This window comes from Pengzhenrongella sp., assembly GCF_036565025.1.
Classification (GTDB): domain Bacteria; phylum Actinomycetota; class Actinomycetes; order Actinomycetales; family Cellulomonadaceae; genus Pengzhenrongella.
Genome location: NZ_DATCNW010000357.1, coordinates 1 through 24,661, shown reverse-complemented (window position 1 = coordinate 24,661; position 24,661 = coordinate 1). Strand labels below are relative to the sequence as shown.

The 24,661-nt window shown below is 68.1% G+C and carries 20 protein-coding genes; 13 read left to right on the top strand and 7 right to left on the bottom strand.

Going from position 1 to position 24,661, the window contains the following annotated elements:
* The 3 genes from VIM26_RS20270 to VIM26_RS20260 all read left to right on the top strand — a co-directional run.
* Window positions 1-786 (top strand): diguanylate cyclase domain-containing protein (locus VIM26_RS20270; protein WP_331954609.1); only part of this gene is annotated, 786 nt, incomplete at its 5' end.
* 305 nt (window positions 787-1,091) lie between these two features.
* Window positions 1,092-2,528 carry an IS1380 family transposase gene (locus tag VIM26_RS20265; protein WP_331954607.1) on the top strand — a complete coding sequence of 479 codons (1,437 nt, stop codon included), beginning with the start codon at window positions 1,092-1,094 and terminating at the stop codon, window positions 2,526-2,528.
* A gap of 332 nt (window positions 2,529-2,860) precedes the next feature.
* Window positions 2,861-3,109 (top strand): alpha/beta hydrolase, encoded by a 249-nt coding sequence (locus tag VIM26_RS20260; protein ID WP_331954605.1) that lies wholly within the window; start codon window positions 2,861-2,863, stop codon window positions 3,107-3,109.
* 948 nt (window positions 3,110-4,057) lie between these two features.
* Here VIM26_RS20260 and VIM26_RS20255 read toward each other — a convergent pair.
* Window positions 4,058-4,252: a hypothetical protein gene (locus tag VIM26_RS20255; RefSeq protein WP_331954603.1), complete on the bottom strand. Its 195-nt coding sequence runs from the start codon at window positions 4,250-4,252 to the stop codon at window positions 4,058-4,060.
* A gap of 919 nt (window positions 4,253-5,171) precedes the next feature.
* Here VIM26_RS20255 and VIM26_RS27180 point away from each other — a divergent pair.
* On the top strand, window positions 5,172-5,720 hold the full coding sequence (locus tag VIM26_RS27180) for an HNH endonuclease (RefSeq protein ID WP_414696532.1): 549 nt from the start codon (window positions 5,172-5,174) through the stop codon (window positions 5,718-5,720).
* Between the two features lie 430 nt (window positions 5,721-6,150).
* On the opposite strand, the gene VIM26_RS20250 is transcribed toward VIM26_RS27180, so the two are convergent.
* A complete protein-coding gene (locus tag VIM26_RS20250) occupies window positions 6,151-10,023 on the bottom strand; it encodes a choice-of-anchor D domain-containing protein (RefSeq protein WP_331954601.1) in 3,873 nt (1,290 codons plus the stop codon).
* Between the two features lie 280 nt (window positions 10,024-10,303).
* Between VIM26_RS20250 and VIM26_RS20245 the strand changes: the two genes are divergently transcribed.
* Window positions 10,304-11,029, top strand: coding sequence for a histidine phosphatase family protein (locus tag VIM26_RS20245; protein ID WP_331954599.1), 726 nt, complete (start codon window positions 10,304-10,306; stop codon window positions 11,027-11,029).
* A gap of 376 nt (window positions 11,030-11,405) precedes the next feature.
* Here VIM26_RS20245 and VIM26_RS20240 read toward each other — a convergent pair whose 3' ends face one another.
* The 3 genes from VIM26_RS20240 to VIM26_RS20230 form a co-directional block, all read right to left on the bottom strand.
* The gene (locus VIM26_RS20240) at window positions 11,406-11,711 is read right to left on the bottom strand and encodes a hypothetical protein (RefSeq protein WP_331954597.1); all 306 of its coding nucleotides are present in this window, start codon (window positions 11,709-11,711) and stop codon (window positions 11,406-11,408) included.
* A 240-nt stretch (window positions 11,712-11,951) separates the two neighbouring features.
* The gene (locus tag VIM26_RS20235; protein WP_331954595.1) at window positions 11,952-12,479 is read right to left on the bottom strand and encodes a hypothetical protein; all 528 of its coding nucleotides are present in this window, start codon (window positions 12,477-12,479) and stop codon (window positions 11,952-11,954) included.
* A 202-nt stretch (window positions 12,480-12,681) separates the two neighbouring features.
* The gene (locus VIM26_RS20230; RefSeq protein WP_331954593.1) at window positions 12,682-12,975 is read right to left on the bottom strand and encodes a hypothetical protein; all 294 of its coding nucleotides are present in this window, start codon (window positions 12,973-12,975) and stop codon (window positions 12,682-12,684) included.
* A 757-nt stretch (window positions 12,976-13,732) separates the two neighbouring features.
* Here VIM26_RS20230 and mobF point away from each other — a divergent pair.
* From mobF to VIM26_RS20200, 6 genes are all read left to right on the top strand, one after another.
* Entirely contained in the window at window positions 13,733-16,750 is a 3,018-nt protein-coding gene (gene mobF / locus VIM26_RS20225) for a MobF family relaxase (RefSeq protein WP_331954591.1), read from the top strand.
* Window positions 16,698-16,919 carry a helix-turn-helix domain-containing protein gene (locus tag VIM26_RS20220; RefSeq protein ID WP_331954589.1) on the top strand — a complete coding sequence of 74 codons (222 nt, stop codon included), beginning with the start codon at window positions 16,698-16,700 and terminating at the stop codon, window positions 16,917-16,919. The genes mobF and VIM26_RS20220 overlap by 53 nt, the downstream gene beginning before the upstream one ends.
* Before the next feature lie 200 nt (window positions 16,920-17,119).
* Window positions 17,120-17,398 (top strand): helix-turn-helix transcriptional regulator, encoded by a 279-nt coding sequence (locus VIM26_RS20215; RefSeq protein ID WP_331954587.1) that lies wholly within the window; start codon window positions 17,120-17,122, stop codon window positions 17,396-17,398.
* Between the two features lie 2 nt (window positions 17,399-17,400).
* Window positions 17,401-18,711, top strand: coding sequence for a type II toxin-antitoxin system HipA family toxin (locus VIM26_RS20210; RefSeq protein ID WP_331954585.1), 1,311 nt, complete (start codon window positions 17,401-17,403; stop codon window positions 18,709-18,711).
* A gap of 612 nt (window positions 18,712-19,323) precedes the next feature.
* Complete coding sequence (locus tag VIM26_RS20205) at window positions 19,324-19,926, top strand: type IV toxin-antitoxin system AbiEi family antitoxin domain-containing protein (protein ID WP_331954583.1); 603 nt, start codon at window positions 19,324-19,326, stop codon at window positions 19,924-19,926.
* Window positions 19,923-20,843: a nucleotidyl transferase AbiEii/AbiGii toxin family protein gene (locus tag VIM26_RS20200; RefSeq protein ID WP_331954582.1), complete on the top strand. Its 921-nt coding sequence runs from the start codon at window positions 19,923-19,925 to the stop codon at window positions 20,841-20,843. Before VIM26_RS20205 ends, VIM26_RS20200 begins: the two co-directional genes overlap by 4 nt.
* 137 nt (window positions 20,844-20,980) lie before the next feature.
* On the opposite strand, the gene VIM26_RS20195 is transcribed toward VIM26_RS20200, so the two are convergent.
* Complete coding sequence (locus tag VIM26_RS20195) at window positions 20,981-21,553, bottom strand: TetR/AcrR family transcriptional regulator (protein ID WP_331954580.1); 573 nt, start codon at window positions 21,551-21,553, stop codon at window positions 20,981-20,983.
* 63 nt (window positions 21,554-21,616) lie between these two features.
* On the opposite strand from VIM26_RS20195, the gene VIM26_RS20190 reads away from it, so the two are divergent.
* Entirely contained in the window at window positions 21,617-22,588 is a 972-nt protein-coding gene (locus VIM26_RS20190) for an SDR family NAD(P)-dependent oxidoreductase (protein WP_331954578.1), read from the top strand.
* Window positions 22,589-23,146: 558 nt separating this feature from the next.
* Here VIM26_RS20190 and VIM26_RS20185 read toward each other — a convergent pair.
* Window positions 23,147-23,788 carry a dihydrofolate reductase family protein gene (locus VIM26_RS20185; RefSeq protein ID WP_331954576.1) on the bottom strand — a complete coding sequence of 214 codons (642 nt, stop codon included), beginning with the start codon at window positions 23,786-23,788 and terminating at the stop codon, window positions 23,147-23,149.
* Between the two features lie 249 nt (window positions 23,789-24,037).
* Here VIM26_RS20185 and VIM26_RS20180 point away from each other — a divergent pair, with 249 nt between their 5' ends.
* Window positions 24,038-24,526: a histidine kinase gene (locus VIM26_RS20180; RefSeq protein WP_331954574.1), complete on the top strand. Its 489-nt coding sequence runs from the start codon at window positions 24,038-24,040 to the stop codon at window positions 24,524-24,526.
* Window positions 24,527-24,661 lie beyond the last annotated feature (135 nt).

Sequence of the window (24,661 nt, the reverse complement as noted above, 5' to 3'; positions counted from 1 at the left end):
GACCAGGGGTGGTTGCTGGCCCACTGCCTGCGCGACGTCCTGGACGGCGCCGACGACGTCCTGGACCTGAACCTGCACGCCGAAGCCGCCGCCGACGGCGGATCGTCGGCCACCGCGGAGGCCGCCCTGCGGCACGCCGATGGCCGACTGGTGTGGGCCGAGCGCTCCGTCGGGGTGCTCCGCGACGACGACGGCGCGCCGCGGTCCTACGTGTCGCAGTTCGTGGACATCACCGCCGCGAAGTTGGCCCGGGAGAGCTTGCACTTCGAGGCCACCCACGACCCGCTGACGCTCCTGGCGAACCGGCGCGAGCTCCTCGGCCGGGCCGAGGGCCTCCTGGCCGACGCAGCGCTCAGCGGAACCCAGATGGCGGTGCTGTTCCTCGACCTCGACGGGTTCAAGCCGATAAACGACGCCCACGGGCACGCCGCCGGGGACCGGGTGCTCATCGACATCGCCGCCCGGATCACGGCCGAGGTGCGCGCTGGCGACCTCGTCGCCCGGGTAGGCGGCGACGAGTTCGTCGTTTTGATGCCGGGGATCGGCGGGGTCGAGAACGCCCAGCGGATCGCCGCCGAGATCTCGCGGTCCGCCGCCCTGCCGATCGACATCGGCGCGCTCGAGGTGCACGTGACCGTCAGCATCGGGATCGCGCTCGCCGAGCCCGGCGACGACGTGGACGACCTCCTCCAGCACGCCGACCACGCGCTGTACCGAGCCAAGCGCAGCGGCCGCGCGCGCGCCGTCACGTTCGACCCTTGCCTGGATCTCGACGTCTCGCCGTAGATCCCGGGGAGGTATCGCGCCCGAGAAACCGGTGCTACGAATCATTGCGCCGTCCGGGGTCGCCGGGTACGGGTCGCCCCGAGAGGCACCTCGCTCAGGGCTTTGGGCCGTGTAGATGAGCGAATACCGCCAGAACACGCGCCGGCGTATACGTGCGCCCGAAGGACCTGTTCGGCAACGGCTCTGACCCAGATCCGCGAGTAGCGGGGTTTGAGGGGTGTGTCGTTCAACGAAAAGATGCCCTTGACCTGGGAAAATGAGGCTTAGCGAAGGTCTCAGGTCCCAGATCGAAGGGCATCTGTTCGGTGGCTACATTACGCAAGGTCAGGGCGGCTGGAAAGCACCGGCGGCGTCGGGCGCGTCGGGTCCGGGTGGGTCGCCCTGACGGGCAGCTGACGCCAGCGTCCGGGCTGGAAGCGGTCCGTGAGCTCGACCGCGTGTTGGGCGTCACGCGGGCGCTGGAAGCCGGGATCGGTGCGGTCAAAGAGCGTCGGCGGGGGTTGGGTGGCGGCGAGCTGGTCATGGCGATGGCGTCGTGCCAGCTCACCGGCGGGGACTTCCTGGTCAGCCTGGACCGGCGCCGGGCGGACCTGGCCGGGCAGCGCCTCGAGCCGGTGCCCACCCCGGCGTCCACGACCGCGGCCGGGATCGCGAAGCGATTCACCGATACCCAGCTGCGCGGGATCGAGGCGGCGATCGGGACGGTGAACACCACCATGGTGTCCCTGGTGCCTGCGTTGCGCCGGTCGACGTTGTTGAAGGTCGCCACGATCGACGGAGACGGCACCGATGTGGAGGTCTTCGGCCGAGACAAGGAACAGGTCGAGTACAACCACACCGGCCAACGCAACCTGCGGGCCCATATCGCGTTCTGGGCCGAGGCCGGGGTCCCACTCGCCGCGGAACTGATGCCCGGGGCCGCCGATCCGCGCAGCAACAGCGTCGAGATCCTGGACCGGGCGATCGCCGCACTGCCGCCCGGGGTGGGCCAGATCAAGGCCCGCTGGGACGCGGGGTACTTCGCCCGCGAGCTCGCCCAGGCGTGCGTGGAACGCGGGATCGAGTTCGCGATCGGCGCCAAACGCACCGAACCGGTCTTCGCCGCGGCCCGCGTCGTGCCAGGTCACCACTGGATTCCCGCGATCGGGATGGACGACACCGAGATCGCGGTCGTTCAGTACCTACCCAGGAAATGGCCCACCCGCAACGTCGTGTGCATCGCCCGGCGCACCCGCATCCCGGTCGACCACATCCCCACCGCCCGGGCCCGCAAACGGCGCACCATCGACAAGAACCAGCTCACGTTGGCCCTGGACGGTCAGGTCGACCACGTCTACGGATACTCGTTCATCCTGACCAACCTCGACGTCAGCAACGACGAGAAGCTCGCCGAAGTCGAGTGGTGGTACCGCCACCGCACCGACATCGAAGCGCTGAACAAGGACGCCAAGCACGGCGGGTCCTTGCGCCACCTGCCCTCGAAATACCACAAGGTCAACGCCGTGTGGATGTGGGGTGCCCTGCTCGCCTGCGCGATCTCCGCCTGGCTACAAGAACTCGCCCGCACCGACTACGGCAACGGACGCGGCAGGCGCACCATCGCCCGGCTGCGCCGCGAACTGATCAACGTCCCCGCCCGCATCACCCGCAGCGCCGGCACCACCTACCTGCGCCTGCCCCCCGGCACCCAGCTCCTCGCCACCGTCCTACCCCGACTACAAGAACTACCCCGACCAGGCTGAGCGCCGCGACCACCGACCCGCCAACCACAACCACGGCCCGGAAACCCGCCCACCCGACGCGACAGCCGGGACCCAGCCATGTCGCGTCACGGAAAAACCGCCAACGGCGCCCGAAACGAGCACCGAGGCCCCAGAACCGCCACTACTCGCGGATCTGCGTCTGATCTCGGCGAGCGTGGTCTCTGCAGAAGCCGTCGGTGCACTCATCGCGACACGCGCACCGCGTGCGTGGGCCGACGTGGTGGCTGTGTCACGTTGATTTGGCCCCAGGGTGACGGGGCGAATTCAACTTGACCCGTGGCCAGCACCCCCGCTCCACCACCCAGACGTCGATGAACAGCGTCGGCGCACTGATGCAGTCCTTCCCGGCCGACCACCTCGACTGGATCTCACCGCGACCCCTGCTCCTCATCGCCGGCGAGAACGCCCACTCGTTGTACTTCAGTCAGGACGCCTACCGCCTGGCCAGCGAGCCGAAGGAGCTCTACATCGTGCCGGGCGCCGGGCACGTCGACCTCTACGACCGAGTCAACCTGATCCCTTGGGACAAGCTCGACGCGTTCTATACCGACCACCTCTGAGGCCAGACGTCGAAGTAGGCACCGATTGCGGCCCGGCAATGGTCGAACTCCTCTCGCGCCACCTGACCATCCCGGTGCGCCACCCCGCCTTCGAAAGACACGTCCCCTCGCGTAGGGGATCCGGCGGGCCATTACGGGCCATTAGGAGGTGGTTCACACTGTCGCCAGTTGTCACAGCCTGTCGCCGGATGTGCTTCTGACCTGCGAAGATGCAGGTCAGGGCACTGTTGCGAACCCCCCATCGTCAGCTTCCCAAGCTGATAGCGCGGGTTCGATTCCCGTCTCCCGCTCCGTGTTTGTGCAGGTCACGGGCCTGTGACGGCCGCTGATAGCTCGGCAGATGACAGTTGACGCCAGTTCGGGCCATTACGGGCCATTCCGTAATGGCCCATCGAGGCCCGGGACGGCCCGCCGGCACCGCGAGGCGGGCATCTGCCGGGGCGCGATTTCCACCAACCGACGCCTCTTCGCGTTGCTCATCGCCACTGACCTGCGACGATGCGCTCGACCTCACCAAACTAGGAATACAGGCGCTCTCAGCCTCCAGGCTGAATGCCTGCATTTTGGTTTCGCAAGGCGCGCTTCGTCTTGCGAAGGGCCTTAACCATGACCAGCTGTACGCCGTCGAGGAGAGTCACGCCGGCTCCTACGCGCCGAAGGCGATCACAACAGGAACGGTGTAGCGACTCGCTCAGCCATCACACCCGCGCAGGGAGCCGAGCCAGCGAGTCGGTCGAGGCCCCGCGCAACTTAAGTGGCGCTGATGGTGGGCGGCCAGCGCGGTCGGCGTCCCTCGAGGCGTTTCTTCGGTGACCTGCTGGCTGTGTCGCTATCAGTTCCTGTGAGCCATGCTCCCGTTGGCGGCCAGGCAACGCAACCGCCGGCTCATGCCGATGACGGCGCGTTACTCGGGTGCCACGAATCCCGTGGCACCCGGTACGGCGAGCGTCATTCCCGGGGCTTAGGACTCTCGCTGTCCGCGCGGCGATCCAGCATTCGATGCCCAAGGAGCGTGCCGCCGATGATGGTAGGGGAAAGCACGATCAGTGTCGTCACACCGTTCGAGAGGTGCAGCAACTGACAGATGATTTCGAGCACAGCGAAGGTACCGAGCCAGAAGGCTGCGGCCCAAACATACTTCACAGTCGCACCCTTTCACGCGGAGGTCGACCACCACGAAGTGCACATCGCGCCTATGTTAACTCGATTCTGGCGGTCGCCAGCGGTGATGGCGCGGATCAGAGCCTCCCCGTACCGCCAGGGACCTTTCATGCCTTCAGAACTGCTTGAAGAGCCTTCCGCTGCCGACGGCCCGGCGGATGTTGTTGACGTCCACATCATCGGGCTGAGTTGATCGCCAAGGACAGGCATGGGTCATTGTGGTGTCTGTGGTGGGTTCGACGAAGTTCGTGCTCGTTTTAGCTTTCGGCGCTTCAGGACGAACCATATGAGCCCGATCAGGGAGATGCCACCGATTGTCCCCCATACCCATTTCAGCCAAAGATCGGCGTTTGGATTGATTAGCCAGATCAGGCTAGTTACCAGCAGCAAGACAAGGGTGAACTGACTCCCCAGAGACGGTGCCCTCTTTGGCCTGATCACGAGGAGAGCGTACCTGGCGGAGGCCATGACCCGGTCCCGACGTCATGGTCCGCGCGGTACTGCCCCTCAACGGTCGTCAATGCCGATCCCGGAAGCGACCCAAATCGCACCAACGCGCGTGCTCCGACGCGGTATTCGCGACCATAAGGTCCACCGCGACCCCGACTGCGCACACGTGACCGCGGATCTAGCGCACGTCAGAGCGCTCTGCGCAGCTTCGCTGGACAACTGCAGATGCGCGGGCTCAATCTGCGTGCCGTGTGACCGGGTGCCTTGAGGGCCACATTTTGCCTGCGGAGCAGTTCGCCGGGCGATACCTTCCGGGCATGGACCTGATCAAGGGCGAGTCCGAACCTGACGCCCACCTCCACCGCCGGATGCGCCCCGTCTGCGACTGGTGCGGCAAACCGCTGATCGGTGGCTCGCAACGTGGAGCAGGGTCTCTAGTTCGAAGTGCAGAATGGTGGTGACGCCGCTACTCGCGCCGCAAGCCGCCCCCGCACCAAATCCGCTCGAGCAAGTGGCGAACTCGATGATTCAAGGGATGTGGCTGGGAGTGACGTCGACGCCACTGTCAATGCTCGTCGCCTCGCTGCTCGCCTTGGTGGTCGTGGTTCGTATCTATCGCGTGCTCCGATGGGCACCCTTAATGGCGGCAGGGCGGGACCCGATACGCCGATACACGGGCGCGGATCGAGCGGCCGTCCTCTTCCGCGCTGGAATGCGCTGTGAGCGTGACGGTCTGCTGTCAGGTCGATGCAATCAAACCGAGCAGTTGCACGCCGACCACATCCACCCACACTCGAAGGGCGGAACGACGACCGTCGCGAACGGGCAGGCGCTGTGTTCGCGCCACAACAAGCAGAAGGCGGCGAGGATTCCATTCAACTGGGAGCTAAGGCGGCTAGAACGGCGCCGAGCGGCCTACTCTCCGGCGGGTATGAGCGTGGCTGTCATCAGGCGCAGCAGGCGTGAGCCGACACCCGGCAGCACAGCGCGCCGACGCTGATTCCCTCCACCCCACCGTCCTGGTGTATTCGCTCGCTGCGGCTGCCAGCCGCGAATGTGCCACATAGTTGGTGCTATACGCCGTGCCGCCAGCGCCGCGCACCATCGCACACGGGTTCCGCGGGGGGCCGGGGCCCAGCCCTGGTACTTCGCGGTGTCCTTGCGCAGCGCGTCGGTGACGTCGGCCAGCGAGTTGAAGGCCCCCGCGGTCTACTCCTCGCTGCGCGACCGGGACCTGCCGGCCGCCCTTGCCAAGTCCAAGGGTCCACGTGGCGCGAAGAGTTGTCGTTACTCGTTCGGTCGAACGATTTCGGCGTCAGAAGCCGGCACCTAGGCAGGCCTAGCGCAGCCGCCCTCAGCCATGGGGCAAGGTCGCGGAGACGGTCTGTCTTGAGTCGCCGCTCATGCCCGCGATCGTGCCACGGGTCGGCCTACTTCCGGACGCCTAGCCCGTCGACGATGACGGGCAGCCCGCTGCTGGTGACCTTGAGGACCACGGTCCCGGAGCGCACACTGAACGACGGCAGGGCGAAGACCTTGCGGTTGACCGTCGTGGTGCTCGCCAGATTGACCGCGCCGATGCGGGTCGCGCCGACGTACACGTCGACGGTCCCGCAGCCGCGGCAGGCGGTCGCCACGACGTACAGTTGGCGCGCCGACGCCACGCCCACACGGAGGGTGCTACCCCGGACCGTGGCCCGGGCGGCCGTCTTGGCGTAGTACGCCGTCCCCGTGATCTGCGTGAAGCCGGACCGCGCGAGCGCCCGGTCATCCAGGGGCGCCACGGTGCACCGCTCCGTCGACCAGGCCGAGACGTTGTCGAGGACGTCGCGGGCGCGGACCGCGAAGCAGTACTCGTAGCCGGCGACCACGGCGAGGCTGCGTGAAGTGGCGGTGGTGGCCGTCCAGCCCGTCGGCGCGGTCACGGCTCCGAACGCCCCGCCCGCCGACGCGCGGCGGTAGCCGACGTCGTACGACTTCACCCCGGACGCGTCCTTCGCGCTGTAGCTGAAGGTGATGGGGCTCGTCAGTGCCACGGCCGGCAGCGCGCCGACGGTGATCGTCGGCGGCGCAGCCTCGACGGTCCAGGCGTAAGAGCTGGTCGAGCTGTGCCCGTACGCGTCAGCGGCGGTGACCTGCAGGGCGTGGGTGCCGCTGACGAGGGTCCCTGCGTAACCGGACGCGCAGCGGGCGACCGCCTTGCCGTCCACCAGGCAGGTCACGGTCAGACCACCGACGGGCATGGTGTCGTCGACGATCGCGACGGGGATGCGCGCCGCACCGCCTGTGCGGGCGGGCGCGTTCGGGAAGGTCACGGCGGGGGCCGTGAGGTCCTCGCGACGCCAGGTCAGGCCGCGTACGTCGTACCCGCCTGCCGCGTGCACCTCCTGCGCGGAGGCCGGCACGTCGCCTGCTGCGTCGAGCCACAGCGTGACGTCGGCGGAGCCGTAGGGGCCGTACTGGTTCGTGACCACAGCCGCGCCGTCGGGCGACCAGGCCGGCCGGTCGTAGTAGTTCGTGACGGAGGTGCCGATGGCAGTCGGCGTGCCGCCGGCCACCGGGATCAGCCAGATGCGGTCGAAGCCGTTCGTGTCCGTGCTGACGTAGGCGATCCTGTTGCCGCGGGGAGAGACGGCCGGCGATCGGCCGGACGCCGTTCCGGGAAGCTTGCTGCGGACGCCCGTCGGGGAGATCCGCACCAATCCGAGCGTCGACGTGGTCACGTCCATCGCGACGATCGCGGTGCCGTCCGGCAGGTAGGACGGGTTGGTGGCCGAGTCCCCACCCGCTAGGGCGACCGGGCTCGCGCCGACGGCGGTGGACACGGACCACAGCGCGGCTGAGGTGTCGGTGATGCGGGAGTAGGCGACGGTCTCGCCGTCCGGGGACCACGCAGGGTCGATCTCGTCCACCGCGGCGGTGTCGACGAGCTTCCGCGGTGCTCCGGACACGTTGACAGGCCGCACCCAGATGCCGGTGTCCCCGGCTGCGTTGTCGACGACGTAGGCCAGCCACTTGCCGTCCGGCGACAGCGCTGGCTCGTCGGTGTCCTGACCGGTGCCGTAGGGGACGGGGACGCTCTCGACGGCAGCCGTCAGGGCAGCGAGGTCCGCCGGCTGGCTGTCCAGTTTGTCGACGGCGGCGATCAGCTCCTCGTGCGGCACCGTCACCGTGACGGCCGCACCGGCGGGGGGGTCGACGTGGCCGTACTGGTTGTCCGTGACGAGCTGGTACCGGTAGGTGCCGCCGGCGATCACGTCGGTGTCGAGGTAGGACCGGCTGCTCGGACCCAGGTCAGCCACGGGGCTGAACGGGCCGTCACCCGTGGCACGCAGGACGTGGTAGGCCGTGATGGCAGAACCGCCGTCGTAGCCCAGGAACCAGTCCACGAGCACCCGTCCGATGACCGGTTGTGCCCGGAGGTCGTTGACGGGCGGCGGGCCGATGGCCGTCCCCGTGAGGTCGAAGGCCCGCGTGCCGACGGCGGTGCCGGTGGCGAACGTCAGCTTCGCGCTGTGCGCCAGCGACCGGGTCGGCGCGAACGCCACCTGCAGTGCACACGAGTCCCCTGCTGCAAGGGTCGCAGGACACGTGGGCGAGCTGACGGAGAACGCCGCTGCGTCGGTGCCGGTGATCTCCGCCGCGCCCAGCACGAGGGCCGTGTCGCCGTCGTTGGTGAGCTGCACGCTCTTCGTGTCAGGGGTCTGCCCGACGGTGGCGCTGTACCCGGTCAGGGTCCCCGTCGTCGTCAACGACGAGACGGCCGTGCCGGTGCCGAGGCGCACCTGGGCTTCGATCGGCAGGGTCCCGGCGCACGTGAGGTGGAAGTCCGCGTCCAGGCTCTGCACCGTGAGGTCGGCGCCGATCCACGCCTGGCGGATGTCGACGGTCCCGCTGGTCGAGCCGCCGTAGGTCACGCAGGAGTACGACGGGGACGACACCCCGACCGGGATCTGGCCGGCACCCTTGCCGACCGGGTAGGTCCCCGGTGCGGCCGGGAGCCGACCGACCAGGAGCGACAGCGACCCGGACGCCACGGTGAGGAGATTCGGGTAGCTCGGGTGCGCAGCAGGCGCGGCGCCCGCGGTGGTCGACAGCTTCGACCCGCTCTGGTCCTCGATGACGAGGACGTGCCGGTCGACGGCGGCCGGCGGGTCCGGGAGGTCCGGCCGGGTCAGCACGACCGTCGGCGCTGCGGTCTCACCCGCTACGTTGTACGTGCTCACCTGGTAGGTGCCCGCCTCGCCCTTGGCGAGGGTGGTGTCGGTGTAGTTGCTCGTCCAGGTCGGCAGTGTCGCGAGCAAGACAGGTGAGGGGCCGTCGACGCGCCGCACCTTGAACCCGTCGGCGGCGCTGCCGCTGCTGTCACGGATCCAGCGCACCCGCACCCCGTCGTATGCCTCGTCACCGGTGACCGACAGCGGGCCGGCCGGTGGGTAGACGATCGTCTGCGGCCGGGCGAGGACGCTGACGTAGCCGCGGAGCAGGCCAGGTGCAGCCAGTTGCACCTCGCGCACGATCCCGCCGTACGTTGTCCCGTCGGCGACGTAGCTCAGGTGCACGGTGCAGCTCGCCGCCGGCGCCAGCGGCGCCTGCGAGCAGGTCTCCCCCTCCGGCGCGAGGACCAGCGAGGCGGCGGCCCCCGGCGAGGCGACCGGCGTCGGCACACCGAGCGAGAGCGGACCTGACCCCTTGTTCGTGACCGTGGCCGTCACCGGCGTGGTCGAACCGGCGGCGACGCTGCCGAACCACGCCGCCGTTGAGCCGGCCGACGCGAAGTTCCGGTCCGTCTGGTAGCGCACGTGGCCGGTGGCCGTGGACCCCGTGTTGCTGCACTTGATCTGGAAATCCGCCGCGAGGCTCGTGACGACGCCGCTGCCGTCGTAGCTGACCTCGAGGACGTCGAGGTACCCCGGCACGACGGCACCCGCCACGACGAGCGACGAGCAGCCGTTCATGCTGCCGATCAGCCGTACGACGGGTCGCGGGCGTGCCCCCGACGACCACTGACCGGTGATGTCGCTGTAGTGGCCCACCGTCAGGGCAGCCCCGTCCGCAGGCAGCACCTCGAGACCGGCACCGCTCGTTGCCGCGGAGGGCCGCGTGATCTTCACGCCGCCGACGACCGTGCTCGGACCGGCCACCGGCACGTCCGTGCCCGCGCTGTCGTAGCTGACGTTGGAGGCATACGGCCCGTTGGTCGCGTTGTCGTTGAGCACGTCGACGACGAGCGCATTGCGCCCGCTGGGCGCGGCCCACGCCGTCGCCGGCATCGCCGCGCACAGCACTACGCTCGCCAGCACCGCGTGCACAACGAGCGCACCAACGCGCCAGATGGATTTTGACCCCATGAGCGACCACGCCTCTCTGGGCGCGGCCCGTTGGATGTGACGCTGAACATATCCAACATTGCAGACTGAGGTATTGCGTTAGAGAAGTGAGAAGGCTTCACGAACGGAGATTCACCCAGCACGCCTGGCAAAAGCACACACAACGAGGAAGATTCGACCATTTACGCAGAAAACGGGCAATCGCCTATCAAAGCGACTGTTATGCGGCAGTGAGCGCCCTAGGGTAGTGGCCGTGGAACTGCTCTTGATTCGCCATGGCCAGACCGCTGCCAACGTGACGGGCGCGCTCGATACCACCCACCCAGGGTTCTCGTTGAACCCGTTGGGCAGGCGACAGGCCGACGCCGTCGTCGATGCACTCAGCGATGAGCCCGTCGGTGCGCTCTACACATCGCCCCTGGTGCGTACTCGCCAAACCGCGGCTCCGCTCGCAGCGGCCCGGCAGTTGAGCCCGGCCACGCTTCCGGGGCTTCGCGAGATCGACGCCGGTGACCTCGAGATGCGCAACGACCCCGCCGCTCTGCGGTCGTTTCTTGGCGTCGTGAATGCGTGGGTCAGAGGGCACCTGAAATCCTCGCTGCCCAGCGGTACGAGCGGACACGACTTTCTCGCCCGGTTCGATCAGGCCATCACGATGGTCGAGCGGACGTGCGGTGGGAGCAGTGCGGTCGTATTCAGCCACGACGGTGCGCTGCGGGTGTGGGTCGCCCGACGGGCGATCGATGTCGACCCCGAGCACGCCGTCGAGAACGCGCTCCGCAACACCGGCAGCATCCGCCTGGTCGGCAGCTCACATGATGGTTGGCGAGTCTCGCAGTGGCGCACTGAGCCGCTCGGCGGCCGGGACCTGCTCGACGACAGGGCGCTCGACCCGACCGGGGCTCGCCCCGGGCCCTGTCCTAGGTACCGGTTCGCGCCGGTCCGAGGTGCGCAGGAGCGCCGTGAGAGCTCCACTTAACGACCGTTAAGTTGCGTCGAGAGGCGCAGACGCCGAGGCCGCCGACGACCCAGACCACGACGGCGCACGACGCGCCGGTGGTCCCAGGATCCCCAGATCAGGAACTGGGCGAGGCATATCCATCCGTCCGATGTCCCGACTTCTAGTTGAGTCCCAGGTCGCGCCCCAAGGTCAGGTCGCGCACGGCGTAGTTCATCCCGTAGCCATCGCCTACGCCCAATCGACATTTTGAGACTTCAAGCCACGCCAGGACCGCCAAGGGGGCCTCTGTGTCAAGCTCTCGCGGCGCGACCAATTTGGCCGCGTCGGGCGGTTGCGTGATTGGCAGTCCGGTCGGGATCCAGAGTTCGTCGAACCCGGTGAACGGGTTTTTCGCTCACGAGTGGTCCTTGCCGGCCACGGTACCGAGATTCTTTCGGACCCTCAGATCCCTATAGCCCAGTTGAAGCGAAGAAAGAATTGCCAGATTGACGTACAATACCAACCCCGGCTGAGGCAGATCATTTGCAAGAACCGGGAGCGCGATGACAGCAGACAACCACAGGAGCACGACGACCGCACGCACCAGCCGTTGACGCCGCGTGTCGTGCGGGCAAAGACTATTCCGCCGGTACCACGCAATGAACATGAAGACGCCCACGCCAAGAATTAAGACGAGGGCTCCAATCGTGGGGCCGTTCACCTTGCTCCCTCCGGCAGGGACCGTGGGCCTGCGCACGTCGAGCGGTGCGGGCAGGACACGTTCCTCATTGCGACTGCAACGCATCGGTCAGGCCACCGAAACAGGAGTGCGATTCGATCAGTAGCCCCGACCCGGTCACGGAGTGCGAACTTCTGGCGGCCACTCGGTTGGGGCACCGGGCTGCGAAGAGCACCGCTGCCATCTACTCGCCACGAGCCGTACGCGCGTGACGCGCACGGGCTACGCATCGGCGTCGGCCGTCAGGAGATCGACACGGCGCTGCAGATGACGCGGCCACCAGAGCTGGCCGACGAAGGCTGCGGCGAAGACGACAGAGGTGGCCCACCACCGCGGTGACGACGCCACGGCAAGAACGACACTGAGGGCAAACACGAACCCGAAGGTGATCAGACCGACCCATCGAAACCGCGAGAGGCTGCTCAGCTGGTGGACCGCAATACGTGCGGCCGCATGCCGGACGTCGTCGTCCAGCGGGACCGGTCCGCGCGTCGCGGCACGCGCTGCGGTCCTTGTGTCACTCGTCGACAGGTCTCCGGCCGCAGCCGAAAGGCCACGCCGCTGCCATGCCATTAACGGGCCCATGATCGCGCCGAAGAAGATCCCCTGGACCGCGCCGCCGATGACCACCCCAACGGGGCTGCGCTCGGGGTGCTCGTGCAACTCGAGCACCGTCATCAACCCGCCGAAGATCACCCCTTGCAGGATAGAGAAGACCCACCACGGAGCGTTCTGCAGATAGGTGCGCATCGTGCCATTGTCCCTGCCTGGTTCCGCCAACTTGACCACCGGTCCCCGCGCGCGGAGGCCACCAGGTAGTAGTAGGTCTGGTTCCCATGCTCCTTCCCGACGATCGATGCCACATCCGTGTAGGACGATATTTGGTCGCCGAAGTCGACTCACGAGCCGCACATTTCCCCAGGTCAACAGATGCAAACGACCCGCCGAAAGCTCAGGCGGGACGACGCGCGATCCAACTCCGCAAGTCCGGGGCAAGGTTGAGCGAGATCGCCCAGACCCTGGCCCCGGACAGGTCCACACTGACCCCTACCAGGTACGGCACAACCCGTGACTCGTTCGACCAGATCGAGAGCGACACGATGAGCAGAACGAAGAGCCCGACCAACGGCACGGAGACGAGGAGGTGCCACCAACTCGTCACATGGGCTTCGAGCGCCGGCTCGGGAATGAGACTGCCCCATCGCGACTGGGCCTTGGTGAGTGTCATCTTCTTGAAACTGGTCACGCACCGCATCCTTCTTGCTCGCTCGCTCCCATAGCGTCGATTCCACCACCAATGCGACCTTACGAGAGCCCCATGAGCTGCCGCGCAGTGCCCCACGTCGCCAGGTTCTCCGTCATTCCACCAGTGAACCGGCCGTGGGTTTCCACGCCAAGGCTGGCGCCCCCGGCTGGCGCCCCCGCTTCATCGATGATCATCCCTGCGCAGGCTGCGGCGTCGCAGCGTGGTGCCGAGATGGCACCGAGCATGAGGAGCTGAACGGCCCACACGAACACCGCTTAGCGCCACCTAAACGCTGTTCGCCACAACGTTGCGCTGCCCGAACCGCTCCGCTTGTGAAACGGCGCCATCCGCCGTTGGACACTTGTCACTCGCTGTTCGAATCTGCATGGACATCGTGACGATCGTCCACAGGCAGCTCGGGGACGGATCGGCCCCGTTCGGCGAACCGCTCAAGTAGGCAGCACTCCTCTTGCACCGAGTGCCCGAGAGGGCGTTGACAGAGCACTGTGTCGTCACCGGCGACCGGATACGCAGTAACCGACCATCCCCGCGCGCGGCGGTCAGCGATCCGCGAGCAAGGTTTGACTGAACGCCGCCGGACCCGAGCTGGTCGGGCCCGGGCGTGCGCGGCGCGAGACCTCTCCCCGGTGAGCCCTGTTTTCGGGGGTTCGGCGCACTCCTGCTTTGTAGGGGCCAAGCACGAGATCTGCCTGGAGCGCGGCCGCGGGTCCTGGTGTGGAAGGGGGGGTGCCCGGTGATGTCGATGCATAAGCTCGACGCGGGCGACGGGTACAAGTACCTGACCCGTCAGGTCGCCGCGGGCGACGCCCGCCTCGGGCCGGGCGAGTCGTTGACGGCGTACTACGACCGAACCGGCAACCCACCCGGGCACTGGTACGGCTCCGGACTGGCCGGGCTCGGCGACGGCACGAACCGAATGCGGCCCGGGGCTGTGGTCACCGAGGACGCGATGGCCGCGGTGTTCGGCAAGGGCCACGACCCGCTGACCGGTGAACCGCTCGGACGGTCCTTCCTGCGCCACACGCCCACGACCTCCGGCGGCACGGCATCGGGTTTGAAGCCGGCGCCGCACACGGTGGTCGGGTTCGACCTGACGTTCACTGCCCCGAAGTCGGTCTCGGTGCTGTGGGCGTTGGCCGACGACGGAACCCGGGAGCAGGTCCACGCCGCGCACCGCGCCGCCCTGCAGGTGGCTCTGGAGTTCGTCGAAGCGAAGGTTGTGCGGACCCGGGTCGGCGCGGGTGGGTGCCGGCAGGTCCGCACGGGCGGGATGATCGCGGCCGCGTTCGAGCATTTCGACACCCGGGCCACCGACCCGAACCTGCACACCCACGTCGTGCTCGCGAACAAGACCCAGGGCCCGGACGGGGTGTGGCGGTCCCTGGACGGTCAGGCCGTGTACGCCGCGGCGGTGACGGTGTCCGAGCTGTACGACGTGCTGCTCGCCGACGAGCTCACCCGCCGGCTGCCCGTCGAGTGGGCCATGCGCGAGCGCGGGGCGCGGCGCAACCCCGCGTTTGAGCTCGACGGGATCGGCGAGGACCTGCTGGCCGGGTTCTCCACCCGGTCCGAGCAGATCCACGAGGCCGAGCTGGACTGGGCCGACCAGTTCCAAGCCGACCACGGGCGGTCGCCGTCGCGGACCGAGACGACCCGGGCCCGGCAGCACTTCGCGCTGGTGACCCGCGCTCCCAAGACCCTGCACCGGCTCACCGACCTGTTCACCGAATGGGCCAACCGCGCCCGAGCTCTGACCGGCGCGGACCCCCACGACCTCGCCGTCCGCGCGTTGCAAGGCTCGTACGGGCGGGCGCTGCACGCCCACGACGTCGGCCCCGAGGTCCGGGCCGCACTGACCGCTCAGATCGTGGCCGACGTGTCCGAGAAGCGGTCGGTGTGGACGACGTGGAACCTGGGCGCCGCCGCGCTGCGCGCGTCCAAGCTGCTGCGGATGGCCACACCGGGCGACCGGCTCACGCTGCTCAACGAGATCACCCGAGACGCGGCCACATCGTGCGTGCGGCTGGACGACACCCGCGACCCGCAGACCCGGCGCACGGGTGAGGAGCTTTTCACGTCCGTCGAGCTGCTGGCCGCAGAGAAGTCCCTGATCGACGCCGCCGAGGTCACCCCGTACCGCATGCGACCCCTGGACGCAGCCAGCCGCCGCGTCCTCCTCGATCCCCACCTCGCCGGGCTCGCCCCCGACCAGCGCGCCGCGGTCGAGGCCGTCCTGACCTCCGGGCACCTGCTGGACGCGATGGTCGGCGCCGCCGGGTCCGGCAAGACCACCACCCTGGCCGCCCTCACCTCGTTCTGGACGACGCACATCGGGCCCGTCGTCGGCCTCGCACCGTCCGCATCGGCCGCGCACACCCTGAGCACCGCCCTGGGCGCCCCGTGCGAGACCACGGCGAAATGGCTGTGGGAGTCCACCGGGCAAGGCGCCGCCGAACGCCGCACCCAGTACGACCAGCTCGAGCACGCCAAGGCCGCCGCCCCGACCTACGCCGAACGGGACCAGGCCGACCGCGCGCAGTGGCGGCTGCGCGCGGTCCAAGACCAGTGGCGGTTCGGGTTCGGGCAGCTGGTCATCATCGACGAGGCGTCCCTCGCCGACACCCGCACCCTGGCCGCCCTGGTCACCCAGGCCCAGGGTGCCAAGGCGAAGGTGCTGCTCGTCGGGGACCACCTCCAACGCGGATCCGTCGACGCCGGCGGGGCGTTCGCGATGCTCGCCCGCCGCGGACCCACCGCCGAACTGACCACCCTGTGGCGGTTCACCCACCCCTGGGAAGCCCGCGCCAGCCTCGAACTACGCCGCGCCCACCCCGAAGCCCTGGACGCGTACCAAGCCCACGGCGCGATCAGCGAAGGTCCCGGCGAGGCGATGCTCGACGCCGCCCTGACCGCCGTCACCACCGCCCACCAAGCGGGGCGAATCGCGATCCTGCAAGCCGTCGACAACCGCACCGTCCTCGCCCTGAACGCCCGCGCGCACACCGACGGGATCCTCGCCGGCACCATCACCCGCACCGGGATCACGCTGCACGACGGGCTCACCGCCGGTGTCGGGGACCGCATCGTGACCCGCCGCAACAACCGGCGCCTGACCACCGCCGACGGGTACGTGCGCAACGGCGCGTTCTGGGACATCACCGCGATCCTGCCCGGCGGCGCCGTCCTCGCCCGGCCCGCCCAACAAGGGAGCAACGACGCCGGCACCGGCATGACAGTCCGGCTGCCCGCGTCCTACGTCCGCGAGCACGTCGAACTCGGGTACGCGACCACCACCGCCCGCACCCAGGGCATGACCGTCGACGAGACCCACACCATCGCCGCACCCGGCATGGGCCACGAAGACCTGTACGTCGCAATGAGCCGCGGCGCTGATCTCAACCGCGCGCCTACGTCATCACCGACGCCCACGACGACTGCCTGCCCCGCACCGGCAAGCCCCCAACCGGCCGCGACGTCCTCGAGCAGATCCTCGCCACCAGCCACATCGAACTCACCGCCACCGAAACCTGGGCCACACACCACTCCGATCGACCCGCTCCGGTCCCGCCCTTGCGGGCCCGCCGCGAAGTCGGACCGAGTCGTTCCGTGCACCGCCCATCGCAGCCCGCCTCAGTACCGGTCCGCGACGGACCTGCGCTGGGAATCTGACCCGCCCTCCCCGACCACCACGAAGGAATGCCATGACCTCAACCATCACCGATCCGTCGCGGTCGGAGTTCATCACCGTTGCTGAGGCGGCCGAGGAGCTGCACGTCACCGAACGCTTCATCCGCAAGCTCATCGCCACCGGCGACCTGAGCGCGGTGAAGGTCGGCAGCCGCCTCGTGCGCATCCGTCGCGCCAGCCTGGAAGAGATCCTGCGGCCGGTGCGGACCATCGCCCCGACGCCGAGGCGGCGCTGAGCGTGTCGGTGCTCGTCTCCAGGTCGACTGTTTTGCGTGCCATCGGCCGACTATTTGGAGCGTCGCTGCCCGACCAGATGTTGCCTCGACCGAATGGATTGTCATCGTACGGTGACGCCCGCATGACGTCACCGTACAGCGACATTGATAAATGTCATCATACCTAGACCTAAGAGCAATGTCCGCGTACGGTGACACCCATGCGAGAGTTCGAGCGGGAAGCACGCACCCCCCAGCGGATCGGCCTCGTGATCCGCGACGCCCGACGCGACCAGGGCCTGACGCAAGCGCAGCTCGCGAAGAAGGCGCACGTCTCCCGCGCGTGGCTCATCTCCCTCGAGACAGGCAACAACGAGCGCGCCGAGCTCGGCTTGGTGCTCTCCACCGTGCGCGCCCTGGACCTGACTGTGCACCTCGCTCCCGCCGAGCCGGCCACGGCGGCTGAGGCTGACGCCCTCGACTTCATCAGCAAGCTCTGACCATGACCAAACACCTGCAGGTCATCCTGTACGAACGCGTCATCGGCACCCTCATCCAGGGCGACGGCGGCCAGCACACCTTCACCTACGCCGACCCCAACACCGCCACGCCGTTGTCACTGTCGATGCCGCCGCGGACCCAGCCCTACCCGCACCGCATCGTGGAACCGTTCCTCGAAGGACTCCTCCCCGAGAAGGACGACGTCCGCAGCACTCTCGGGGAGAAGTTCGGCGTTTCCAGCCGCAACCCGTTCGCGCTGCTCGAGCACCTGGGCCTCGACTGCGCCGGCGCGGTGCAGTTCGCCGCCGACGCGCAGGTCGATGATGTGCTCGCCGGCAAGGGCTCACTTGAGCGAGTCGAGCCATCCATCGGGGCCCGCCTGCGCGCCCTGCGGGACAACCCCGCCAGTTGGGTGGCTGACAACGAGCACTGGTCCCTCGCCGGGGCACAGTCGAAGTTCGCCCTCCGGCGGACGTCGGGCGGATGGCGCCAAGCCACCGGCGCGGAGCCGACGTCACACATCTTCAAGCCCGGTGTTCAGGAGCTCATGAGTCAGGCACTCATCGAGCACATCTGCCTGAGGACCGCTCGCGCCGTCGGGCTGAGTGCAGCCGAGACCGAGTACAAGGTCTGGGACAGCGAGCCCGCGATCGTGGTGACCCGGTACGACCGCACGCGGACACCGCAGGGAGCGTTCCGGCGCATCCACCAGGAGGACATCTGCCAAGCGATGTCGGTGTACCCGCGCGACAAGTACGAGTCCGACGGCGGACCGAGCGCTGCCGACGTGATCGCCCTGCTACGACGCAGCGGTGACCGCGCTTACCGAGGCGAGAACATGGCCCGGTTCACAGACGGGCTGCTGTTCAACTACCTGATCGGTGCACCCGACGCGCACGCCAAGAACTACTCGATCGTGCTCCTCGGTGACATCGTCCGGCTCGCTCCGCTGTACGACGTCGCGTCCGGGCTGGCATACGAGCATCGTCACCAACCGGGCCTCGGGGAGGGCGCCATGTCGATCGGCGGCGAGCGCCGTTTCGGTCGGGTCGAGCGTCGCCACCTCGAGGCATTCGCCGCCGCGACCGGTCAAGACGCTGTCGCTCTCGTCGACCGCACCCGCGAGCTCGCGGCCGCAATTCCCGAGGCGATGGCGAACGCTCTCGAAGAGGAGAGCGTCCGCACGCACACCGCCGAGTTGCGCGACCGGCTGCTGGTCCCAGTTGCGTCGCTGTGCGCGACCACAATCCGCCAGCTCGACTCGCCGGCCTCACGCGATGAGCGCCGGATCGGCCGCCGCCGCGAGCTGTGATCTGTCTGACGTGCCACCCGCAGCGCGGCCGAGTGGACGACCAGGCCACGCCATCGCCGCGTCTTGGCCGACAGCGGGACCGAAAACCCGCGCTATCAGCCCCAAATGGCGTGCCATAACGTGCCATAAGGGGGTTCAATCCGGTGCTTTTCGGTTCATCTTCGTGTACCCTCAAAAGCGCCTGACCTGCACTTATACTTTGCGACCAGGGCGAAAATCCCCCAGCTAACAGTTTCCCAAGCTGATAGCGCGGGTTCGATTCCCGTCACCCGCTCCGTGTTTGTGCAGGTCAGGGCCTCGCGGCGCTGGGTCGCGGCTCACCGGATGACGATTGACGCCAGTTCGGGCCATTCCGTAATGGCCCGTGGCGGGCTCGGCAGCCCGGGCTCCTACCGTCGCGAGCGCCGGCAACCGACTCGCGCTGGCGTTGCTCACCATGCTGACCTGCGGCGATGCACCCGACCTCCGACCGAGCTCGGAATGCGGCGTTCGGCTTCCAGGCTGAATGCCAGCATTCCAGATAGCGACGCGGTGTGCTTCGTCCTGGCAGGCACGCAGACCGACGGGTCATCCGCCGGATGAGTCATGCAGATGGGTGCTAAAATCCCTCATATGCATGACGTCGATCACGATCAGCTGTACGCGGTCGCGGAGAGTCAGGCGGGCTACTTCACCGCCGGGCAGGCGATCGCCGCGGGGATGGACCGCAGCACGCTCAGCCATCATGCCCGGCCGGGCGGCCGGTACCAACGAGTCGGTCGGGGCCTCTACCGGCTGCGTCACTTCCCGAGCAGCGCGCACGAGCATGTCGTCAGCGCCTGGCTGGCCCTGCGCGGGGCGGGGGCAGTGGTCTCCCACGACAGCGCCCTCGAGCTGTACGCCCTGGCGGACGTCATCCCGGACGTGGTGCACCTCTCGGTCCCCCGCTCCCAGCGCGGCCAACGCCCGCGCGCCGGCGTTCGGCTGCACACCCTCGTCAGCCCGCTCGGACCCGACGAGACCCGACCCGTCGCCGGCGTCGTGGCCACCTCGCCCGAGCGAACGCTCATCGACTGCGCTGCCCGCGGCACCGCGCCCGAGCAGGTCGAGCTCGCCATCCGTCAGGCGCTGACGCGCATGCTCACCACGCCCCGCCGGCTCACCAAAGCCGCCGCGGACGGACCGACGGCGAGCCGGGACCTCGTCGCGGGCGCCCTGGGTGAGGTCCGCCGATGAGGTACGCCAGCTCGGTCGCTTTCCGACGCGCGCTTGAGGACCGGCTCAAGGCGCTCGCCATCGCCGACCCGACACGTCTCGCACGGGATCGCAAACGGATCGCGTTCGACCGGCTGCTCGCCCGACTCGTTGCCACCGCGCCGGATGACTGGGTCCTCAAGGGCGGTTTCGCCATGGACCTGCGGCTTCGCGATCGGGCCAGGACCACCAAGGACGTCGACCTGGCCTGGCACGCCGAGGAGGACGCGCTGACCGATGCGCTCCTCGACGCAGCAGCGACCGACCTCGGCGACTACTTCGTCGTCAGCCTCGAGCGGACCGACGCACTACCCGACCTCCTGGGCGGCGCGCACCGCTTCCACGTCACCGTATCCCTGGCAGGACGCCCCTTCGAGAGCTTCCTTCTCGACGTCGGCACGCACGACGACTCCGTGACCGGCCGCGAGACGCTCACTACCCCTGACCTGCTCGGCTTCGCCGGCATCCCACCCGTGACGGTGCCCGCCCTACCCCTGGTCACCCAGCTCGCCGAAAAGCTGCACGCCTACACCCGGACCTACGAGGGCGGACGACCCAGCACCCGCACCAAGGACCTCGTCGACCTCGCACTCGTCGCAACTCTGTTCCCCATCGACGCGCATGAACTCAGGACCGCGATCGACGCAGTCTTCGCCCAACGCGCCACGCACCAGCGGCCCGACGCCCTGCCCGCGCCCGCACCGACCTGGCGGACCGCGTACCGCCGGCTCGCTACGACCGTCCGGATCAGCGACGACCTCGACGCAGGCCACGCAACTGCCGCCGCGATGCTCGACCCCGTCCTAGGACACCGCGTCACGACCGGCACATGGGATCCGAGCGACCAAGTCTGGAACCGAGGCGTTCCCACCGTTCGTCGGCCGGGGCAGGCCGGGTAGCGAGCCGAGTCCGGGATCGAAACGCCCGTGGCGGTCGGAGCCGGCGAAGCCGCGCACGTTGGATCGAGGCTTAAGTGGCGTTATGTGATGTTGGTCGGGCTTTTCGTCACGTATCGGCATGTCTGGCGACTCTGTCATCAGCGCACCAGGAGATCTACGGCGACCTCCAGTCGTTCGCAATAGTCCTCCCGTGATGCGACCTGATGCTTGATGCCGATCGATGTGCTGATGATCGTCCGCGCCAAACGTGGGGCTGACTCTCGCCCTGACTCGACGGAGATTGCTTCCGTGATGAGTTCTTCGAAGCGTTGCGGCATGGTCTCGACGATGGTTCCGAGGAGGTCGGGGTTGTCCTCGATGACCACCGTGACATCGCGGGCGAGCGGGCCGATGTAGCGGCCTGCCCATTGGTCGAAGGATTCAAGGAGGCGCTCTCGAAGGGGCCGGTCGCTGTTGGCCAGCACGAGTTCGACCTCTGCGATGTCTCGTTCCAAGGCCTGGGTGACCGCGGCACGGAACAGGGTCTCCTTCGAGGCAAAGAGGAAGTAGAGGCCGGGCCGGGAGATGCGCGCCGCCCGCGCCACCTCCTCCATGGCGGTCTTCCGGTATCCGAAGCGCGCGAACGTGACCAGAGCGGACTCCAGAACCGTGGCCCGACGGTCGGTATCGGCGATCGTCGACGACGGGCGACCAACTTCGGAAATGCTCACGCAACGAGCATACGGCCCAGCGGCTTACTGTACAGATAGTGCTTAGTGCGTATAGTTCACGTGATGACGACCCGCGAACGCATCTCGACGCACTTCACCGCTTCCAGCACCGCGGAAGATGTGCTGCGCGACATCGACCTTGCCGGTGTCCGAGCGATCGTCACGGGAGGTTCTTCCGGCATCGGAATCGAGACTGCTCGCGCGCTGACCGCCGTCGGGGCGGAGGTGACGCTGGCTGTCCGCAATACGGTTGCGGGCGAGGCCGCGGCCGACGCGATCGAGAATTCCACTCGAGCGATCCGCCCCCGGGTCGTCCACCTCGACCTCGCAGTCATGATCACCATCAGACGATTCGTCGCGACCTGGGATGGCCCTCTTCACCTGCTCATCAACAACGCCGGGCTCGTCACCGGGGGCCTCGAACGAACCGCTGAGGGCTGGGAGTTGCAATTCGCCACGAACCATCTCGGCCACTTCGCCCTCGCCACCGGCCTTCACGACGCCCTGACCCTGGGAGCGTCCGACCGAGACGAAGCACGGATCGTCTCTGTCAGCTCGACGGCGCACATGCGCTCCGGCGTCGATTTCGACGACCTCCACTTCGAGCGGCGCAGCTACGACCCCCAGATCGCCTACGCCCAGTCCAAGACGGCGAACTCCCTGTTCGCCGTCGAAGCAACCCGTCACTGGGCGTCCGACGGCATCGTCGCCAACGCGGTCAACCCGGGCGGCGTCGCGACCGGACTGCAACGCAACTTCACAACACGGCAGAAGGAGTCACTCGACGCGGCCGAGGCCGCCGGAGTTTTCACTTACAAGACGATCGAACAGGGAGCCGCCACCAGCATCGTCGCGGCAGTCGCCCCGGAGTTCGCTCACTCCGGAGGTCACTATCTCGACGACGCACAAGAGGCCTACACCGTGCCGAACGACGCCGACCTCGCGCAGCACCCGCACGGAGTCAAAGAATGGGCGCTCGATCCCACCGTCGCGAAGAACCTCTGGACGGTCTCGACCGACCTTCTTCGCGCCTGACTTCGCGACGCCATAGCGAACGGCACCGCCATCTTCGAGTAGAAACATAGTTGGTGGTAAGTCGTGTTTGTCCGACGCGGCTTTACTAGTCGCCCCAGCGCCGATCGCGCCGGCGGTGCCTGGCGCTATCAAGTGTCTGCCAGTGCACAAGCGTGAGCCCTGCAGCTGTTCGCAGCCCACGCCGATCGTCCCATGGCAACGGATGAACCCGAGTGCCATGCCCGAGAGGTCGCTTGCCTGCCCGACGGCTTGAGTCCAGGCGCGCTCGGCGGGCCATTACGGGCCATGAGGAGATGTATCGAGCCGTCAGCCGATGTCTCCGATTGTCGCGACATAGCGCCATGACCTGCAGCGATGCAGGTCAGGACACCGTTGCGAACCCCCTATGGTCAGCTTCCCAAGCTGATAGCGCGGGTTCGATTCCCGTCACCCGCTCCAGTTTTTCCCTCAGGTCAGGGACCTGCGTGGGGTGAGCTGGCCCCCTCTGGAAGCCTCACGCAGGTCGGGTCGCGGCACATCGCGCGCCTGCGCTTCGTGCGCCTGCTCGTCGCCTGCTCTTCAGCCGCGGTTCCCGACACCGCGATCGGGTGCGCCCATGTCCCCGGTCCCGGGTGTGCCGTCGGCGAGCCCGTAGCGCAGGTACACGACGCCCCTCGGACCGGCCACCGGTGGTTCGAGGAGCGTGACGTTCGTGGGTACCGCGCCGCCGTCGAACACCTTCTTCCCGACGCCGAGCACGATGGGGTGCACCCAGAGGTCGAGGCGGTCGAAGAGCTTCTCGCGAAGGAGGGTCTGCACCAGGTTCAGACTCCCGACGACCTTCACGTGCTCGTGCCGGTCGCGGACCTCGCTCACGGCGCCGGCCAGGTCCGGCCCGAGCTGCGTAGAGCCGGCCCACGAAAGATCTGGCGTGCCGCGGGATGCGACGTACTTCGGGACGCGGTTGAAGAGCTCGGCGATCTCGTTGTCCTCACCGTTCTGGTGCGGCCAATAGGCGGCGAAAATGTCGTAGGTCCGCCGGCCGAGCAGGAGGGCGTCCGTGCCCTCGTAGGCGGCACCGACCTGCGCGCCGGTGACGTCGTCCAGCAGGAGCGCCTGCCAACCGCCGAACCCGAACCCCACCGGGTCCTCGTCGGGGCCGCCGGGCGCTTGCGCGACAAGGTCGAGGGTTGTGAACAACTCGATATGAATGAGCCCCACGGCTTGCTCCCGATGTTTGTCGTCTCGAACCTGAGGTAGACCCGTGCGCACCGAGGCACTCGGCGGCGCGGCGGCGCGTCACAGAGGTCGGGCTGTCGCCACCGACCGCACCGCGCCGTGCATCTCGGTGACACAAAGCAGACTCCCACGCCTTCGCAGAGGCTGCCGAGTGCCGCAGGTTCGGCCGGTGCCAACTCATGACACCAAGAAGGCTTGACAAGACACCACAGTGGTGTCACTTTGGTGTCTATGGAACTTGGACCACACGTCAGCGAGCTGCATCGCCAGCTCATGGATGCCGCCGAGAACGGCACTGACGACACGCGCGCGGTCGCCGAGCGGCTCGCCGCCGGGCTGGATGCCGCGGCGAGGCTCGTGCTGCTCGACGTGCTGTCCGCCGCGGTCGGCGAGATCACTCGCGACCTCGCACCCGGCTCGGTCGACCTGCGGCTGCGCGGGCGCGAGATCGAGTTCGTCGTCACCCAGCCGAGCACCGAGCCGGACAGCGACGCGCAGCCCGCCACCACCGTCGACCTCGACGACGCGAGCACCTCGCGCACCACACTCCGCCTGCCGGACGCCCTCAAGGCGAAGGTGGACGAGGCGGCGGTGGCCGACGGCCTGTCCGTCAACACCTGGCTGGTCCGTGCGATCGCGGCCGCACTCCAGCCCAAGCAGCGACGATCCACCCAACGCACGCTGCGCACCGGCGACAACTTCGCGGGCTGGGCTCGCTAGGTGGCTGGTGTTTTTCGCGTGGCGGTGTCCGGTTGCGCGGCGACGCTCGGGGAGGATCGCGGGTGAGGGTTGCCGCTGCGGTCAGGAGTAGTCGATGACGTTGGGTCTGACGCCGAGGCAGGGTGATCTGCTGAG

Bases quoted from the DNA above. Each gene is read 5' to 3' on its own strand.
- VIM26_RS20200 (WP_331954582.1), top strand. From the start codon at position 19,923: ATGAGGTACGCCAGCTCGGTCGCTTTCCGACGCGCGCTTGAGGACCGG.
- VIM26_RS20210 (WP_331954585.1), top strand. From the start codon at position 17,401: ATGACCAAACACCTGCAGGTCATCCTGTACGAACGCGTCATCGGCACC.
- VIM26_RS20205 (WP_331954583.1), top strand. From the start codon at position 19,324: ATGCATGACGTCGATCACGATCAGCTGTACGCGGTCGCGGAGAGTCAG.
- VIM26_RS20220 (WP_331954589.1), top strand. From the start codon at position 16,698: ATGACCTCAACCATCACCGATCCGTCGCGGTCGGAGTTCATCACCGTT.
- VIM26_RS20260 (WP_331954605.1), top strand. From the start codon at position 2,861: ATGAACAGCGTCGGCGCACTGATGCAGTCCTTCCCGGCCGACCACCTC.
- VIM26_RS20180 (WP_331954574.1), top strand. From the start codon at position 24,038: ATGGAACTTGGACCACACGTCAGCGAGCTGCATCGCCAGCTCATGGAT.
- mobF (WP_331954591.1), top strand. From the start codon at position 13,733: ATGTCGATGCATAAGCTCGACGCGGGCGACGGGTACAAGTACCTGACC.
- VIM26_RS27180 (WP_414696532.1), top strand. From the start codon at position 5,172: ATGGTGGTGACGCCGCTACTCGCGCCGCAAGCCGCCCCCGCACCAAAT.
- VIM26_RS20215 (WP_331954587.1), top strand. From the start codon at position 17,120: ATGCGAGAGTTCGAGCGGGAAGCACGCACCCCCCAGCGGATCGGCCTC.
- VIM26_RS20235 (WP_331954595.1), bottom strand. From the start codon at position 12,479: ATGCGCACCTATCTGCAGAACGCTCCGTGGTGGGTCTTCTCTATCCTG.
- VIM26_RS20190 (WP_331954578.1), top strand. From the start codon at position 21,617: ATGACGACCCGCGAACGCATCTCGACGCACTTCACCGCTTCCAGCACC.